This window comes from Bacillus cereus group sp. BceL291, assembly GCF_051776705.1.
Classification (GTDB): Bacteria; Bacillota; Bacilli; order Bacillales; family Bacillaceae_G; genus Bacillus_A; species Bacillus_A cereus.
The window spans coordinates 1-18953 of sequence record NZ_JBPWAP010000005.1 but is presented as its reverse complement, the minus strand read 5'-3'; the positions used below and the strand labels follow the sequence as shown (position 1 = coordinate 18953).

Genomic DNA, 18953 nt, shown 5'->3' with positions numbered 1-18953 from the left:
TTTTCTTTCACTAATTACAGCTTCTATTATGACATATAAAAATATACATGAGTACATCCCTTTTTAACGCATAACAGAAACTTTTCTATTACAAATACTTTTTCTTCCCACCGAGTAATAATCTATCTTTTGTTTCTTAACATCTTCATCAGTATAACAATTTCTCCCATCAAATAAAATAGGCTCCCTCATAAGTTGTACGTACTTTTCTAACGGATAAGTTTGAATATCTCCCCATTCTGTTACGATAAAAACCGCACTCGCATCTCTAATCGATTCATCTATACATCTACTATATTGTATAGCATCTCCAAATATATTCTTTACATATTGAATTGCTTTTGGGTCATAAAGAACAATATCTGCACCTATATTAATTAATGCTTCTATTATAATAAGAGATGATGCCTCTCTAATATCATCCGTATTCGGTTTAAAGGATGCGCCAAGAACTGCAATCCGCTTTTTATTCATGTTCATAACTTTTTTCGCTTTTTCAATCAATAGCAACTGTTGCTTATTATTTACTTCAATAACTGCTTTTAACAAACGAAAATCATGAGCAACATTTCCCGCAATTTGTACCAGTGCTTTCGTATCTTTCGGAAAACACGACCCTCCGTAGCCAATGCCCGCATTTAAAAAGATGCACCGATTCTCTTATCCATTCCCATCCCTTTGGCAACATCCAATACATTCGCGCCTACCTTCTCACATATATTTGAAATTTCATTAATGAAACTAATCTTTGTAGCTAAAAAGGCGTTCGACGCGTATTTAATCATCTCCGCACTTTTAATATCTGTAACATACGTTTCTAAGCATAATTGACTATACAAACTCTCTACTCTTCTTGCTACTTCCTTACTATCCGCTCCAATTACAATACGATCTCCATGAAAGAAATCATAAATACCTGAACCCTCACGCAAAAACTCTGGATTCGATACGATATGTACTGTATGCCTCCCTTTTAACTTCTCCTCAATCCATCCCTTCATTACATCATTTGTACCTACTGGAACTGTACTTTTTGTAACAACAATAATATCGTTCGTCGCATATAATCCAATATCATTACAAGCACTCTGAATATACGTTAAATCTGCCGTCCCATCTAATAAAGGTGGTGTTCCAACTGCAATAAATATAAACTCTACATCATCAAATGCCTCTTCTTTATTTGATGTAAAAGTTAAAGCATTATTCTCATATGCATAATTTATTAATTCATGTAATCTGGCCTCATAAATAGGTAAATCCCCTTGTTTTATCCGTTCAATTTTTTCATCATCTATATCAAAACATGTAACTGAATGCCCTAATTTTGCCAATCCTACTCCTGTAATCAATCCAACATATCCAGTACCTACTATCGTAATTTTCATTTCCTTTTCGCACAGGAATTTACAATAGAAAAGATATGAAATATAGAACTCTCCCTGCGCTTCCCCCTCTCATATTAAAAATGAGAAAACCCTTTTCCTTCTTCATTATATGAATTACTTCCCTTATTTTTTTTAAAGTTTTTGTAAAATTAAATGCACTATAAAGTAAAACTTAATCAATGAGAATCCGGCTGCCCGTTCACGCGTGATAAATTCCCACATTTTAACACGAAACTTACTCATTTCTACGTGCAACACTTATAATACTGAAATAAAAGTATTCACTATTGAAGAAAAAGAGGAAATGTTACATTCCAAAGCCCAGTACAATTAACCTTCTTATATGATTCAACATTCTATATACAATTGTCATATATTCTATCCGTTTCCATTAACCGTAAAAAGAAAAAAAGATTGAATTCTAATCTTTTTGTGATACCATATGTTATGAGCCTGTAAATAAACATCATAATTTTCAGATAAATATATTTTCAAAAAAAATTACGTTAGACTATAAAGGGTGGGGTATTAATGGACTCACAAGTGATTTATGCCATTTTGGCATCATTCATCACTGTACTCGTCGTTACTCCTTTAGTTATTAAATTAGCTTTTAAAATAGGAGCGACAGATAAGCCAAACGCACGTAAAGTGCACCAAAAGATTATGCCACGTCTTGGCGGGTTGGCAATATTTATTGGTGTAGCTGTAGGATTTGTTGTCGGCGGCTTATATGAACAAAGAATGTTATCGATAACGCTAGGTGCGATTATCATTGTAATCATCGGAATTTTAGATGATATGTACGAGTTATCTGCGAGAGTAAAATTCGGTGGGCAACTGTTAGTTGCCATTATGATTGTAAAAAGTGGATTATTAGTGCAAGTATTATATATCCCATTCCTTGGGGATACTGAACTTGGATGGCTTGCTTATCCAATTACAGTATTTTGGCTTGTAGGTATTACGAATGCAATCAACTTAATTGACGGCTTAGATGGATTATCTGCTGGGATTTCATCTATCGTACTTGCAACGCTAGCATATATGGCCTTCACTAGCCCATGGGGTACTGGAACAGCTATTATCTTGCCACTTGCATTAATTATATTAGCAAGTACAATTGGATTTTTATTCTACAACTTCCATCCAGCAAAAATTTTCATGGGAGATACAGGAGCACTATTTTTAGGATACTGTATCTCTGTTATATCGTTACTTGGATTATACAAAAGTGTAACGTTATTCAGTTTTATCGTTCCAATTATCATTTTAGGTGTACCTATATTTGATACGATATTTGCAATCATCCGTCGTATCGTAAATAAAAAACCTATTTCAGCACCAGATAAATCACATTTACATCACCGCTTACTTGCAATGGGATTCTCTCATCGCAAAACGGTACTAATTATATACGCATTCGGTATTTTCTTTAGTGTAAATGCCATTATTTTCACTAGTGCAACGTTATGGTTATCCATTATTCTTCTTTTCGCTTTGATTTTCTTCACAGAAATCATCGCTGAAATAATCGGGCTTGTACATGAACGCTACAAACCAATCATTTCCTTTTATAAAAAAGTGAAAAAACGCGAAGACTAATTGTAGTATAGCCTTTTCAATTATGAAATATTCAAATAGCATCCTCTTTCTTATAAGAGGATGCTATTTTTTATTCTCATTTTATATTTCCAAAATATAGATTGTTTGAGAGTTCCTCTATTGGAGAAAGCTATACATAATAAGAAAAGTATCAAGTTTTCTTTTTTACATCTTGATTGTCAAACTGAGGGTGAATGTTATGATCAAGCGAGTATTTCAATGTATTATTTTATTTTTAACGATTACTATGTACGTATCATCTAATACTGAAGCAACAACTGTTATTCCTGCTGAATATCATCCAAATACTGAAACAACTTCTCCTACACAAAAAATTGCGTACTTAACATTTGATGACGGGCCAAACAAATATACTACACAAATTTTAAACATCTTAAAAGAAAAGAACGGAAAAGCAACTTTCTTTGTTATTGGCGGAAAAGTGCCACATTACACAAAAACGATGCAACGATTAATTAAAGAAGGACATTATATCGGGCTCCACAGCATGTCACATGATGTAAAACGCCTTTACACTGGTGACCCTTCCACTTTAATTGCAGAAATGGAGCAAACACAAAGCATTGTCCAGCAAGTTACGAAATTAAATACACATCTCGTTCGCGTTCCATATGGTAGTATGCCTTATTTAAAAAAGAATTACCGTGACGCACTTGTATCGGCCCAGTATAAAATGTGGGATTGGACGATCGATACATACGACTGGAAAAGCTATGACAATCCTTCTGCCATACTCGAAAGAGTACGTAATCAAAGTGATGAACAAGTCGAAGTCATTTTAATGCATGATTCGAGTGTAACCGTACAAATACTGCCAAAAGTAATTGATTACTTACAGTCACAAGGATACAAACTTCTTCCCTATAATCCTTCTTCTCATCTCAAAGTGAATTTTTGGAAAGACACAAGATTGTAACAGCTTTAGCACCTATGTGCTAAAGCTGTTTTATTTTTCTCTTCCCACCCTTCCCATTTTTGTGTAAAATTTTAAATAGTGATGAAGTTTCGAGGTGAATAGAAATGAAACGAATAGATCTCATTTTTAACGCAATACAAAAAGGCAATTATACAGAAGGTGTAACCGCATCAGAACTCGCTACATTTCTGCAACTAGATCGCGCCAATGTAAGTAGCGATTTAAACAAACTTGTAAAAGATAAACGTTTATTAAAAACAAATACGCGACCTGTTCGTTTTTACATACAAACGAACACTTCGTTGGAAACGCATTCAAAAGACATAACTTCATTAGATACATTTGCAATTGAAAATACGAGCCTTAAAATTGCAATTGAAAAAGCGAAAGCTTCTATTCTCTATCCTCCAAACGGTATGCATACTTTACTACTGGGAGAAACAGGGGTCGGAAAGTCTATGTTTGCTTCTTTAATGCACGAATATGCAATTGAAGTTGAACAGCTTCCAAAAGATGCACCATTTATCGTATTTAACTGTGCTGATTATGCAAATAATCCACAGTTACTACTCGGGCAATTATTTGGGATTAAAAAAGGAGCTTATACAGGAGCAAGTGATCAAAAAGGGTTAATTGAAAAAGCACATGAAGGAATTCTTTTCTTAGATGAAGTACATCGCCTGCCTCCAGAGGGACAAGAAATGCTTTTCACCTTTATTGACCGCGGAGTGTACCGCCGCCTTGGAGAAACAGAGAACGAACGTAAAGCACAAGTATTAATCATTACTGCAACAACAGAAGAACCAAATTCATTTTTATTAAAAACATTTACAAGACGTATACCAATGACTGTTACGCTGCCACCACTTCGTGAGCGTACACATAAAGAGCGCTTTGCTTTACTACAGCGATTTTTCACAAATGAAGCAATTCGTCTGCGAAAAGACATTCACGTTAGCCCAAATGCAATGCGTGCTTTCGTCTTTTACAATTGTCCCAATAACATTGGTCAATTAAAAACAGATGTTCAAATTGCCTGTGCGAAAGCCTATTCTGATTTGGTCACAAAGAAACGTGATTCTGTCTATGTTTCAAGTACAGATTTACCTTGGTATATGAAAGAAGGGTTGTTCATTGAAAGGAAGAGCCGTCACTTATACCAAATACCAAATGAAACATTTGTATTTACAGGTGAGGAAGGTTGGAGTAATCATAAAACAGAAGATGAAAAACGCTCTTCTATTTACGATTATATTGATTATAAATACGAAGAACTTCAAGCACGTGGTATTGAAGAGGAAGAATTAGAATTACTAATAGAAAATGATGTTCAAAGCTTTTTCGTACAATATTTTAACCAAATATCAAAAAAAACAAGCCATGAAAATGTTTTTAAAATTGTGGATCGTAATATCGTTTCCGTATGTGAAAAAATAGCGGAACTTGCTGAAAAGCATTTATCTAAGACGTTTGATGAAAAAGTATTTCTCGCTTTAAGTTTACATGTACAGACAACTCTACAACGTTTACAAAGCGGCAAACAAATACATCACCCACAATTAAATCAAATTCGTACGAAATATAAAGAAACTTTTTCCGTAGCTATGCAATGCATTCAACTACTGGAGGAAGAATTACAAATAACAATGCCTATTGATGAAGCTGGCTTTTTAACAATGTTCTTCGTTGTTGATCCAATTCCTGCCTCACAAACAGAAGTAAAAGTATTAATATTAGCACACGGTAATGGCATCGCAACTGAAATGGCAAACGTCGCAAACGAACTTCTCGGCATTGAGGAAGTAACCGGTATTGATATGCCGTTACACGAATCACCGAAAGATTTCTTGGAACGTGTGAAAGTGTATATGAAAACACTACAAAATGTAAATGGGCTTCTCTTACTTGTCGATATGGGGTCACTTGCTTATATCGGTGACATATTAGAAACGGAGTTCAAAATCCCTGTACGTGTTCTCTCGATGACGAGCACACCACACGCACTAGAAGCAGCTCGAAAAGCTCAGCTCGGTTATTCATTAGATGCGCTGTATGAAACAGTAAAAAATTTAACACCATTTTACTTAAACGTACAAGAAGAAAAGAAAAAACCTCTCTCTCCAATGAAATCTGTTATTTTAACAGCTTGCTTAACTGGTGAAGGAAGTGCTTTAGCTATTCAAAAAATGTTAGAGAACTATTTACGATTTGATAAAGACTTAATTGAAATTATTCCAATTAGTATCGTCCATGAAAAAGATTTAACGAAAATGATTGAGAACATAAAAAAAGAGCGTAACATCATTTGTATTGTCACGAATTTCGATGTGCAAGTACCATGCTTAACATATCATTTCCAAGACATCGTAAACTACACAGCGATTCAGCCAATTCAAGAATTAATTACGTATGAAGAAACATATGCAAAAATGGCGGATATTCTTGAACAACAAATGCAGCGTAACGATGGAGCATTACTTATCAAAACAATTCGTTACGCATTAAATACAATTCAGGAATTAATTTCCTTACAGCTAACTCCTGATAGCTTAATGGGTGTTATTCTGCATATGAGCTGTATGGTTGACCGTCTTCAAAAAGGAGAAAGCCTTCTTCCTCACCCTGATAAAGAGAAAAGAAGACAAGATGAGTACTGGATGTATATGAAAGTAAAAAAAGCGTTGCAACCAATTGAAAACACATTTGAAATACAAATACCTGATGACGAAGTATTTTATGTTATGGACTTCTTTATTAAAAATCAGCCTGTGAAAAATTAATCGAGGCCGTTTTTAAAAATATCGACCGTAACGTGAGTTATATCAGTGATTATTGAAATATATCGGCGCAACTCAGATTATATCAGCGATTTTCAAAATATATCGGCGCAACCCAGATTATATCAGCGATTTTCAAAATATATCGGCGCAACCCAGATTATATCAGCGATTTTCAAAATATATCGATTTACCGACAATAATCGCTAAAACTAGCACCTTATATAATGAGAAAAGGCTGTTCCAACATATGGACAGCCTTTTCCTCTACTTCTTTACTTTTCTAACTCGCCCTCTTATTTCTCCTCTTTTTTGTGATTTCGTATGGACATTAACATATACATTTGCTTGAATAATTTCTTGAAGTAAATGAACAAATGATTTCCCTTGTAAAGGTCCCTCAAAATCCTCTACATTCACTACACCAGTAATACCTCCCTCGTTCAAGCTAATTCCTTGCTCCAGTGGACCATACAAATATAAAACAACAGGACCAATTTGAGTAGACTTCCCTAAATGAATTTGACACGATGTAACCTTTTCTATATTTTTTAGTATTACTCTGTAATGCAATTTCGTTAAATCATCACTAAAAATAAACTCTGCTACCCCAAAAGCTTCTGTATTTACAGGAGGCACTTCCCTCTTACCTGTTAACCTAGCAAAGAAATGTGTTGTCATAAGGCATTCTCCTTATATAAATTTCCCAGTACTACTTCTACTACTTTATGGTTTAGACATAATCATTTATGACTTTTTCAATTTTAATTACAAAGAAAAGATTCACAAAATCTTTACATTAAAATCGTTCCTGTAGATTGAAAGTCTCTTGTATAATGCACATAGAAAAACATTATAGGAGGTTATTTTGAAAAAAAACAAACACATCTTTCACGCATTATTAGAGATTTTTCTCGTCTCATTTAAATTAGGACTTACTTCATTCGGCGGTCCTGTCGCTCACCTCGGCTATTTTCACCACGAATACGTGCAAAAAAGAAAATGGATGGATGAACGAAGCTATGGAGATTTAGTAGCGCTATGTCAATTCCTTCCTGGTCCTGCCAGCAGTCAAGTCGGTATGGGGGTTGGATTATTAAGGGGCGGGCTTTTAGGAGCTATTATTTCATGGATTGGATTCACTTTACCGTCTGTGCTTGTTTTAGTTTTCTTCGCCTCATTCCTTAATCAGTTCGATCTTGGAAGTGCTGGCTGGATTCATGGACTAAAACTTGTAGCAGTCGCTATTGTCGCTCATGCCATATGGGGAATGGCGCGAAAGTTAACTCCAGATCGAAATCGTGCAACGATTGCGATTCTAACTGCCGCAATCGCCTTATTATGGCCAAGTAGTTGGACACAAGTCATCCTTATTATAATATGTGGCTTTATCGGTTGGTTTTTATATCGCAACCAACCAATTAGCCAATCTCAAAATATAAGAGTACCTATTTCAAAAAAGATAGCAGTTTCTTGCCTCGTCTTATTCTTTGGACTATTACTACTGCTACCAATATTAAGACCGTTCTCTTATTACATCGCTTTATTTGACAGTTTCTATCGCTCTGGCGCACTTGTATTTGGAGGAGGACACGTCGTGCTGCCCCTTCTTGAAGGTGAGTTCGTACAAAACGGAATGATGACGAAAGAACAGTTCCTAGCTGGATACGGATTAACACAAGCAGTACCAGGACCACTATTTACATTCGCCTCTTATATAGGAGCAGTGTTAAACGGGACGCTTGGGGCAATAATCGCAACAATTTCGATTTTCCTCCCTGCTTTCTTACTCGTTATTGGTGTTTTACCATTTTGGAACAATGTGAGAAAAATATCATTCATACAAGGCGCACTACTTGGTGTTAACGCCGCAGTTGTTGGTATTTTAATTGCCGCTTTTTACGATCCCATTTGGACGAGTACAATTATAAATGCTTCAGATTTCGTTTTCGCTTCGCTTCTTTTTTGCTTACTAGCTTTTTGGAAAGCACCGCCTTCGGTTATCGTTATACTTGGAGCTTTTGGCGGATATATTCTATCCATTTTGTAAATAAAAAACGACGGCATGATGTAGCCGTCGTTTTTCTATTAAAACTTCACAAGTTCTATCCCTTCAGGCAACTCACTCTCTGTTAAAATACGCAATTCCTTCACACGATCCATTACGTAAGAAGAACGCTTCACAAGCTCTGGATCAATATAAGCTGGATGAACCATAATTTCTACCGTTTGTTCACCTTGTACTCTTTCTATTAACTTCACAAAGTAATCTTCCGTCACACCATCCGCATAAAAGTCACTGTAAAATACATCAGAAAATGGATGCACCGCTCTATCTTCCCCACAACGACGAATTGGAACATTATATTTAGCTGCTAATCTCTCAAGAACATCGTGTAAGATCGGTAATCCGTGTACATGATGATGACTATCTAAATGAGTTGGTGTTAATCCGTAAGATAGGAATTTCTCAATTTGAGCAGTCCACTCTCTCTCAACTTCTTCTGGATTTATATTCCCTTCCCTTACAACACTTTGTTTATGAAACGATCCGTCGCTACCTACAAGTGATGGTACGTCTCCAAGAAGTGGCTCCCCTGCTGTTAATACGAGATGTACGCCTACTCCGAGTAGGTTATACTCTTTCGCTAAGCGTACCGCATGCTCTGTTCCTGGCATATTCATCATCATCGTCGTTGAATTTACAAGTCCATTTATATGCCCATCAATAATGCCGTAATTTGTACCTTCTGTAAGACCGAAATCATCTGCATTTACAATTAACTTAATCATCATAATACCTCCTAATAGAATAAAAAAAGCGGGCTAAATAGCGCCGCTTTTACTTCTCTACCTTTTTAAAGAACTGTGGAAGATACTCTTTATGTGCTTCCAACATTTCATCTAAAATTTGTTTTGCAACTTTATCTGATGGTACAAGTGGATTGATTGTCATAGCAAGCAGCGCCTTATGATAATCCCCTGTAACAGCAGCTTCAATTGTTGTGCGCTCGAATGATTTAATTTGTTGTACTAAACCGCGAACTGGTGCTGGAAGATCTCCAACTGCAATTGGTTTTGGGCCTTCTTTCGTAATAATACAGTTCACTTCAACAGCTGAATCATGTGGTAAGCTTGCAATTGTTCCGTTGTTTCGTGTATTAACAGGCTGGATATCACCTTTATTATTGTAAATAGACGTAATTAAGCTACATGCTGCATCACTATAATAAGCTCCGCCACGTTTTTCTAATTGTGGTGGTTTAATATCTAAGTTCGGGTCTTTATATAACTCAAATAAATCATTTTCTAATTGTTTTACTACTTCTGCACGTGTACCTTTTTCAACAGAAGCCTCTTTCTCTTCTTCTAACATTTCACGTGTTTTGTAGTAGTAACGATGGTATGGACATGGAATTGCACGAAGGCCGCGAATAAAGTCTGGTTCCCAGTTAAGCGCTGCGATATTTTCCATCGTAATTTGTTTTTCTGGATCTGTCACAAGCTCTAACACACGATCCATTACACTTACGCCATCTAAGTATACATCTAGTCCGTATACCATATGATTTAAACCTGCGAAATCAACGTGAACACGACTTGCATCTACTTCAAGTAATCTGGCAAGACCCATGCGGATTCCGATTGGAACGTTACATAGACCAACTACTCTTTGAATATTTGTATAACGAAGGACAGCCTCTGTTACCATACCAGCTGGATTTGCAAAGTTAATTAACCATGCATTCGGACAGAGCTCCTCCATATCTTTACAAATATCTAAAATAACAGGAATCGTTCTCAACGCTTTGAATAGACCACCAGGACCATTTGTTTCCTGACCGATTACATCATATTTTAACGGGATTGCTTCATCTTTTGCACGTGCTTCTAATAAACCAACGCGAAGTTGTGTTGTTACGAAGTCAGCATCTTTTAATGCCTCACGGCGATTAAGTGTTAAATGTACCTCGATTGGTAAACCTGATTTTTTTACCATACGTTTTGCTAAGTTACCAACGATTTCTAACTTTTCTTTTCCTGCCTCAATATCTACTAACCAAATTTCACGAACAGGAAGCTCATCATAACGCTTAATAAATCCTTCAATTAACTCTGGTGTATAACTAGATCCACCGCCGATTGTAGCAATTTTAATTCCAGTCATGCTTTATTCCCCTTTCGCTTCAAGTTTTTTATAAAGATCGATAAACTCTGCTGCTAATTCTTTCACTGTAATCGCATTCATTAAATGATCTTGTGCGTGAATTAAAAGAACACTAACCTCTGTTTTTTCTCCTCTTGCTTCTGATTGTATGAGCTCTGTTTGGAAATGATGCGCTTCATTAATCGCTTCTTTTGCCTTTACCATCGCTTCATCTGCTTCTACCATTTTCCCCTGTTTGGCAAATTGAAGTGCCTCCATCGCAAAGCTTCGTGCGTTACCACTATTTAAAATCAATTGGAATGGAATTTGTTCTGCTGTAGTCATTATAATTACCGCCCTCTCTATAAGGTTCAACCGATTTAAATACCCCTTCAGTTTGAACATGTCTATTAAAGTATGAATTTATTAATGATAGTTTAGTATTCATATAGATGTTTTTCATCTTTTTGAACATGATATAAAGGTAATTGTTCTCACAGACACTGTTGCCTGTGAGAACAATTACTATGTTACATAGGTACAGAGTTGTTGTTTCCTTGTGCTGCTTTCTCAGTACGGATAACTGAACGATCGCATGCGACAACAAATGGGAAATAGATTATCATTGCAAGTATAAAATTAAATATTTGTAAAATGGCACCTGAAATATGTCCACCTGTTACAAGATAACCACTAATAATCGGTGGCACGTTCCAAGGAACCATTGCAACAGTTTTTGGCACCCAACCAAAGTAAATTGCTGTGTAAGAAGTAATAACCAAAATAACTGGTGTTAAAATAAATGGAATAAACAAAATTGGGTTTAAGACAATTGGTGTACCAAAGATGACTGGTTCATTAATATTAAATGCACTTGGTCCAAGCGATAACCTTGATACCCCACGTAGTTGTGCACTTTTAGCTATAATTAATATTACTACCAGAAATGCTAATGTTGCACCCGAACCACCAAGGTATACAAAAGTATCAAAAAATGGTTTTGTAACAATATTGGGAACCTCAAATGCGGATGTCCCACTTTGGAATAGACTTATATTTTTCTCCAATGCTGGCAAATATAACGGTTCGATAATCCCTCCAACAATATTGGGTCCATGCAAACCAAAGAACCAAAGAAGATGTAGTAATAGAGCAATTACAATTGCACTTGGTAATGTTCCCACTAAACCTTGTAATGGTACTTGTAGTGTATTAAAAATAAATTCATGAACACTAGTACCTGATAATTTCACCGCTAATTGAATACTTGCAACCAAAGTTAAAATAACAAATGCTGGTACTAACGCTGCAAATGATTTCATTACTGCAGGTGGAACACCCTCTGGCATTTTTATTGTAAAGTTTCTTTGTACAAAAAAGCGAAACGCCTCTGTAACAAAAATTGCAACAATTAATGATACAAATAACCCTTGTGCACCTGTCCAAAGAAAACTTAGTCCACCTTCTTTAGGAGTTGTTGGTGTAAAAATAATTAACGCACCAAATGAAATAAGCCCCGCTGACAATCCGTCAACTCCATATGATTTTGCTAAATTGTAACTCGTAGTTACCGCAACCATCAAAGCTAATACCCCGAAGGAACCTGTCCACATGCCACCACCAATTTGTTTCCACGTTTCACCGAATAAATCTTTCATAAAATCTTGGAACGCCGGAATTGGTAAACCATTAACCAATATTGCCATCGAACCTACTAAAATAAGTGGCATAACTGCAATAAATCCGTCTCGGATCGCAGCTAAATGACGTTGCGATCCGATTTTGCCAGCGACAGGAACAATATACTTCTCCATAAATGCAATAAACTTTTGCATTTCGCTTCCCCCCTAATTATTTTTTAAGTGTTAATGCGTGATCTAAAACTGCTTCTCCATTCATCATGCCGTAGTGCATTGGATTGATAACGTCGATTCCAACGTTTTTCTCATCAGCAAGCGTTTTCATTGAAGAGAGCATGTAACGAACTTGTGGTCCTAGTAATAATACATCTGCTTGATCGATATTCGTTTTTACTGCATCCCCAGATACAGCCCAAATCTTGCCTTCTAAACCGCGAGCTTTTGCAGCCGCTTCCATTTTTGTAACTAGTAAACTTGTAGACATCCCTGCTGAGCAACATAATAAAATATTCATTTGAAAATCCCCCTTGTATAGTATAAAAAATTTATGTTATTTATTTTTCTTTACGCTATTTACCAATGCAATTAGCGTGCCAACTTTTTAAAATCAATAAAATCAGTGCTTTTCCAAGCATTTTCTTTGTGTGTTAACGTTTTCAATTGGTGTGTCGTTCAAAAATCACACAGTGTGTTATAAAACAACACACTTTTAACACATAACTGTATGAAAATAGATTAGTGTTTAGTTGCAAGTACAATAGTATTCTTTCTTATTTATAAATTCAATATTTCCCTTACTTCCATTAGGCGTCCTTTATTTTTCCTTTTACAACTTATTTTTACCTTTAATATGATAAACATTAAAAAAATTCTCCCTTGCGTTTCTTAAAATATTTAACAAAAATGTACTTACTTTGGTATCTCTAAAAACAAATAGATAAGAATGTACTTTATATAAAAATCACTTGATATTATTCAAAAAAATATAGAGTAATTTTCTTTCCCCCTATAAACCTCCTTATAGGAAAAAAGAAAATTACTCTATAAAATTAATCATTTCATATTTACCAGAATCAATAATATAAATCAAAAATATTTCTTATGCTATCAAAATTATTAGTATACTTATCAAATAATCCTACTGACAATCAACCTGGAAATATCTAACATGAAATTAGGTATCCATATTATTAAATATACGAAATGTTCACACGTTAAAAAGACGACTAATACTTTTTATCACATAATTTAAAATCAAAGAAGAATTCATCTTATAAAATGAGTATTTATATCCATTTCTACACAAACTATTAACAAATCTCATGATATATGAAAGGTATTAGCTATATAAGTAAGTATAGTAATATTCATTTAGCTTAATAAAAATATTGAGTCCCATTTATTTGTATCGGATTTTAATAAATCTAAAAGAGGTAATAAAATTGAGACTATACCCGTTACAAAAGATAAATCAACTATAGGTGCATCATCAGATTTAAACCCCATAGGCAGAGAATCATCATAATAACTTAAAATTTTAGACAAACAAAATTTTATAATTTCTAATAATCTAACATCCTTTTCTTCTTGATATAACTTTAATGCTATATGCATGTAACCAGCATAGCCATGACAAAACATGGGAGAATCAAAATTAATATTCTCTTTCCTCTGTGATGGAGCATTACATAAAAGAGCATTTAGAGCTAATGTTTTTACTGTAGATTCTCCGAGATACCTACCACTCAAATATAATGTACTTGCAATTCCACTATTCCCATAACACCAACTAGGCCTGTAAGTATTATCTTTATTATAATTATTACCTTCCGATAAGATAACTTTTTCCGGCCAGGTATTATCATCGTACTTTATCTGTCTTAAAAAATTAATTAATGTTTTAAGCGCAGTTTTTTGATTAGCAACTTCAACACCTTGTTGGCCACAAATAGCAAGTAAACTCATCAGGCCAGATATACCATGAGATATACCTATATCAACATATTCCCCCCAAAAATTTTTATTAACTGAACTGGCTATCTCAGAATTTTTTATCGAATTTATTGAATTAAAATCATGATATATAGAAATTATCCTATTTAAAATGTCTTTTAAAAGTCTTAAGGACTCATCATTCCTTTTAAAATGTAACAAATATCTTGCAATACCTGTCAAACCATTTACTAACTCAAGATTCTTCATAGAAAATTTTTTATAATTATTTGATTTAATAACACTCTCTATAATTACCTTATTCATATCTTTTACTAATTGTACCTCTCCATTCACATTATATAAGCAAAAGTTTAAAAGAGGTAAGCCACTATAAAAAGATATGCCATTAATAGCTTTGTTTTTAGGATTCATTACACGTGATAAAATTTGAATGTTTATTTTATTAAATTCGCTATTAATACTGCTTAATTCATTAAATAGTAAGCAAACTGATAATAAATCATTACTGGGTATTTTATTTAATAAAATTTTCTTCACAGTATCATTAATAACATTATGTATAACTTCCTGCTTAAAAAACTCCTTCATAACAAACACCTTTTCTATTATAAATAATTTTGTTCCCTCCATAATTCTGTATAATACGAATTCGTTTTCAATAAACTTTGATGATCTCCTTCCCCAATAATACAACCATTTTTCATTACAAAAACTTTTGAACAATTAGTAACAAACCTTAATGAATGGGTTATATTAATAGTAGTAATAGAATCATCAAGATTGTCCAATAAATCATTTATTTTTTTTGCCGTTATAGAGTCTAAATTAGATGTCGCCTCATCCAATATAAATATAGAAGGTTTTTTTAACAAACATCTAGCTATAGCTAACCTTTGTCTTTGTCCACTCGATAAATTTGCACCTTTCTCTTCTAAATAAGTGTCATATTTATGTGGTAATTTTTCTATAACATTTTCTAAAGCCACCTTTTTACATACTTCAATAATTTCCTCATCGGTAATATCATTATTCGCCATTTTCAAGTTTTCCTTAATTGTTCCACTAAAGAAAAAGTTTTCTTGTGACATATATACAATTTGGTTTCTAAGATCTGTTTTTTTAAAATTGTTTATTGGTTTCCCTGAAATCAATATATTCCCTTTTTCAATTGAATAATAATTTAACAACAGCTTAGCAATCGTTGTTTTACCAGAACCACTCTCACCTACAAAAGCAACTTTTTCGCCAGACTTAATTTTAAAACTTACATTTGAAAGGACTAAATCTCTTGATCCATATCTAAAATCCACATTTTTAACTTCAATGTATTTAATAGTGTTTAAAGATTGAAGCGAGTTCTCATTTATCTTATCTATTTCTAAATCCAACATTTCCTTAAGTCTATCTCCGGCAACCAATGCACTTTGAATTTTCGGCTGTAAACCTAATAAGCTTTCAATAGGACTAAAAAAATAAATTAACAATGAATTAAATGTAATTAATGTTCCTAAAGATATTTGATGATCTATGACTTTTAAAGCCCCTATCCATAATATAATAATAGTAAAAACACCTTTTATACATTGCTGTATCGTTATCTGTAAACTAGCAGTTGCTGCAAATTTAGTGACTTTATTAATATAATCTCTATATTTTATTTTTAAATCTGCAATAACACTATTTTCTATATTAAAAGATTTTACGTACTCAATACCATTAAGGGTTTCTACCAAATACCCATTGACTTCAGATTCAGAAATAAGAGTATCCCTATTTTTCACTTCTAATACTTTTTTAAAAGAAATAATACAAACAATATACAAAATAATAGGAATCAAGGATACATAAAAAAGGGATGAATTCAACTGATAGAGCACAATTCCACCACTAATTAAAAGAATTGTATCCATCATGAATCCAATAGCTGCTGAAGAAAGAGCATCTCGAATAACGGATGCATCTTGGTACCTTGAAATTACCTCTCCTACCCTTCTGTTTGAAAAAAAATTCATTGGTAAATTAGTAACATGATTATAAACCTTTGACATAAGAGGAATATCAATACGCTTTGAAAAAATAAAAATCATATACTGGCGACTAAAATCAATTATCGCTTTACCAACTACTGCAGAAATTATACCTAAAGATAAAAATCTCAGATTGTTAACTTGATTTAAAGGTAATATTTTATCCACTAAATATTTAAAATAAAAAGAATTAACAATGGCTAATGTTGTAGAAATAATTGAAAATAAAAAAATTAAAAATAATATTTTTTTCTCTCCAACAATAAGCTCAAAAAATAAGCTAAATATACTATTATCATCTTTTTGATTTTTGAAATTAGCATCCGGTTCCAATAGTAAAACATAACCTGTCCATAACTCATTAAATTGAGTAAGAGAGAGGATTCTTAATCCAACTTGCGGATCAGAAATATACACTTTATTATTTTTTATCTTATTAATCACTACATAATGATTCATACCTTTCAATGGTTCTAAATGTGCTATAAAAGGGTAGAACTGCAAATCAGTTACCTGATTTTTATCTTTGATAAATAACCCTTTCGTATTAAAATTCAACTCTTTTGCAGCCTTTAACATCCCGTAACCACTAGTTCCCATTCGGTCAGTACCAGCAATACTTCTAATAAAGGATATACTCTTTTTTAAGCCATAATGACGGCAAATAATTGCTAAACACGCCGGACCACAATCTCGACTATCCTGTTGGAGAATCTTTTTAACCATAAATTAATTCATTCCTTCGTTCAATGAATTTATATGCGATACTAAATATTTAACACTATGACTTTCTTCCAAATTATGTTTTATTAATTTAATATTCTCTTTTAAATCATCATTTTCTATTAAAAATTTACTGATAGAATACAAACTATTGGAGTTAATTGGATATGTTTTTAAATTTATACCGATTTGTTTTTCACTAATTTGTTGAGCATTTAGAAACTGTTCACTCATTAAAGGATTAACAAGAATCGGTACATCATAGTATAAAGATTCCAATATACTATTATAGCCACCGTGTGTGATAAATAATTTTGCTTTTCTTAAAATGTCCTCCTGATTAACAAAAGATTCTATTCTAATATTATTTGGCAATGTTTTTGTTTTTATAAATGGAGCATTTGCATAGTGGAAACCAATAATAACTTCATAATCTGTGTTCGCAAAAGCATTAATTACATAATTATAAAATGTCATTTTATTTACACCTACAGTACCAGACGAAATCAAAATAACATTTTCTTTAGAGTCATTAAAATCTCTAATATTTTTAAATTTCATGGGTTGTACAATCATAGTATTCGATTCATTTAATTCAGGCTGAAGCAGAGTACCTCCAAAACAGAAATTAAATTCTTCTCCCGGGTCAGTGGTACAAAGTGGGGAAAATGGCCTTACATTAAATTTTTCGCATAAATTTAATGTAATTTCTTCAGTTTTTAACAATAACTCTTGAACTTCATCATCCATAAAATGATCTAAATTCCAATGGAAATAGCCCGATAAAATTTCTCTTGGATTATTTATCAGGTGATCATGATTATATATCATACTTGTAGCATATCCTATTAATTTTACATTCAATTTATCAGCTATAAATCTTCCATAAAGTGCACAAGCATCTCGAATAATTAAATCCGGATTAATTTCCTGAATCAATGGAAGTAAGTATTTTTCATACACCTTTGCACCACTTAACATATATTCAAGAGGTTTCTCCACTTCAATCAACAATTCATTTATATCTTTTTTCTCATTAGGATCGATATATGACCATAGCATTTTATTATGTTCTTGTATAATTTTATTACATTCTTTTTCACAATTTTCGTTATAAAATTTATAATTTATCTTTTCATTTCGGCAAAATGAATCATAATCTTTGTCTAAAAAACAATAAACCTCATTATCTATTACTAATTCGTCTAAAAATTCTTGAATTGCTTTAATATGACTATAGCTTGAATGTGTTAATACTACTATTTTCACTTTTTCCCCCTCCTCATGTAATTGTTGAAGTTGAATATTAATATTCAACTTCAACAACACAAAGTATCCTCATTATGCTCTGCAGCAACCTAATTCCGTATAAGTATTAGATGCATTAGAGTTTCCAGTTAGTGCAGTAAGCCCAGTTATAATACTTGGTAAATTTGTACCCCATTCCGCTGAAGAAGTTCCTCCACCGTTTACTTCCATAAAAATATCATCTTCAAAACTCTCTTCTAAATTAAAATCAGCAGCCTTAATATTTTTTAAATTACCCATTTCTACAACTCCCCTTTTATGAATAGTTTACAAATAACTCCTAAAGATTATGGTAGGTAAAGAAAATATTAAAAAGTTTAACTTCCCACTTTTTTCACCTCCTCGTATGATTAAGTTAGGTTTTTTAGGGACGGGATGTACCTATAAACCCAAGAGTATCTATTTTTATGAGATACTTAAATTTGTAGATAGAGTGTTGCCGACC

The 18953-nt window shown here is 33.3% G+C and carries 14 protein-coding genes and 1 pseudogene; 4 read left to right on the top strand and 11 right to left on the bottom strand.

Annotated features, from left to right (window positions below; genetic code table 11):
- Nucleotides 1-63: 63 nt before the first annotated feature.
- Nucleotides 64-1388 (bottom strand): annotated as a pseudogene (locus ACS2CR_RS05835) (UDP-glucose dehydrogenase family protein).
- A 531-nt stretch (nucleotides 1389-1919) separates the two neighbouring features.
- Between ACS2CR_RS05835 and ACS2CR_RS05830 the strand changes: the two are divergent.
- The 3 genes from ACS2CR_RS05830 to ACS2CR_RS05820 all read left to right on the top strand — a co-directional run bounded on the left by ACS2CR_RS05830 (nucleotide 1920) and on the right by ACS2CR_RS05820 (nucleotide 6710).
- Nucleotides 1920-2993, top strand: coding sequence for a glycosyltransferase family 4 protein (locus ACS2CR_RS05830; protein WP_000378319.1), 1074 nt, complete (start codon nucleotides 1920-1922; stop codon nucleotides 2991-2993).
- A gap of 199 nt (nucleotides 2994-3192) precedes the next feature.
- The gene (locus ACS2CR_RS05825; protein WP_000597152.1) at nucleotides 3193-3930 is read left to right on the top strand and encodes a polysaccharide deacetylase family protein; all 738 of its coding nucleotides are present in this window, start codon (nucleotides 3193-3195) and stop codon (nucleotides 3928-3930) included.
- A 104-nt stretch (nucleotides 3931-4034) separates the two neighbouring features.
- Complete coding sequence (locus tag ACS2CR_RS05820) at nucleotides 4035-6710, top strand: PRD domain-containing protein (RefSeq protein WP_053513807.1); 2676 nt, start codon at nucleotides 4035-4037, stop codon at nucleotides 6708-6710.
- A gap of 264 nt (nucleotides 6711-6974) precedes the next feature.
- Here the strand turns inward: ACS2CR_RS05820 and exsM are convergent, their stop codons facing one another.
- Entirely contained in the window at nucleotides 6975-7388 is a 414-nt protein-coding gene (gene exsM, locus ACS2CR_RS05815; protein WP_153602853.1) for an exosporium regulatory protein ExsM, read from the bottom strand.
- Between the two features lie 187 nt (nucleotides 7389-7575).
- Between exsM and ACS2CR_RS05810 the strand changes: the two genes are divergently transcribed.
- The gene (locus ACS2CR_RS05810) at nucleotides 7576-8757 is read left to right on the top strand and encodes a chromate transporter (protein WP_053513806.1); all 1182 of its coding nucleotides are present in this window, start codon (nucleotides 7576-7578) and stop codon (nucleotides 8755-8757) included.
- A gap of 38 nt (nucleotides 8758-8795) precedes the next feature.
- Here the strand turns inward: ACS2CR_RS05810 and chbG are convergent, their stop codons facing one another.
- The 9 genes from chbG to ACS2CR_RS05765 all read right to left on the bottom strand — a co-directional run bounded on the left by chbG (nucleotide 8796) and on the right by ACS2CR_RS05765 (nucleotide 18748).
- Nucleotides 8796-9500, bottom strand: coding sequence for a chitin disaccharide deacetylase (gene chbG, locus ACS2CR_RS05805; protein WP_053513804.1), 705 nt, complete (start codon nucleotides 9498-9500; stop codon nucleotides 8796-8798).
- 49 nt (nucleotides 9501-9549) lie between these two features.
- Nucleotides 9550-10875: a 6-phospho-beta-glucosidase gene (gene celF / locus ACS2CR_RS05800; protein ID WP_153602852.1), complete on the bottom strand. Its 1326-nt coding sequence runs from the start codon at nucleotides 10873-10875 to the stop codon at nucleotides 9550-9552.
- Between the two features lie 3 nt (nucleotides 10876-10878).
- Nucleotides 10879-11202, bottom strand: coding sequence for a PTS lactose/cellobiose transporter subunit IIA (locus ACS2CR_RS05795; RefSeq protein WP_000989059.1), 324 nt, complete (start codon nucleotides 11200-11202; stop codon nucleotides 10879-10881).
- A gap of 182 nt (nucleotides 11203-11384) precedes the next feature.
- A complete protein-coding gene (celB, locus tag ACS2CR_RS05790) occupies nucleotides 11385-12689 on the bottom strand; it encodes a PTS cellobiose transporter subunit IIC (protein WP_001168838.1) in 1305 nt (434 codons plus the stop codon).
- 16 nt (nucleotides 12690-12705) lie between these two features.
- Nucleotides 12706-13008, bottom strand: a complete 303-nt coding sequence (locus ACS2CR_RS05785) for a PTS sugar transporter subunit IIB (protein ID WP_001023567.1) — start codon at nucleotides 13006-13008, stop codon at nucleotides 12706-12708.
- Between the two features lie 857 nt (nucleotides 13009-13865).
- Entirely contained in the window at nucleotides 13866-15038 is a 1173-nt protein-coding gene (locus ACS2CR_RS05780) for a lanthionine synthetase C family protein (protein WP_053513800.1), read from the bottom strand.
- 17 nt (nucleotides 15039-15055) lie between these two features.
- A complete protein-coding gene (locus ACS2CR_RS05775; protein ID WP_002062627.1) occupies nucleotides 15056-17203 on the bottom strand; it encodes a peptidase domain-containing ABC transporter in 2148 nt (715 codons plus the stop codon).
- Between the two features lie 3 nt (nucleotides 17204-17206).
- Complete coding sequence (locus ACS2CR_RS05770; RefSeq protein WP_053513798.1) at nucleotides 17207-18469, bottom strand: glycosyltransferase; 1263 nt, start codon at nucleotides 18467-18469, stop codon at nucleotides 17207-17209.
- Between the two features lie 72 nt (nucleotides 18470-18541).
- The gene (locus ACS2CR_RS05765; protein ID WP_000527384.1) at nucleotides 18542-18748 is read right to left on the bottom strand and encodes a hypothetical protein; all 207 of its coding nucleotides are present in this window, start codon (nucleotides 18746-18748) and stop codon (nucleotides 18542-18544) included.
- Nucleotides 18749-18953: the final 205 nt, after the last annotated feature.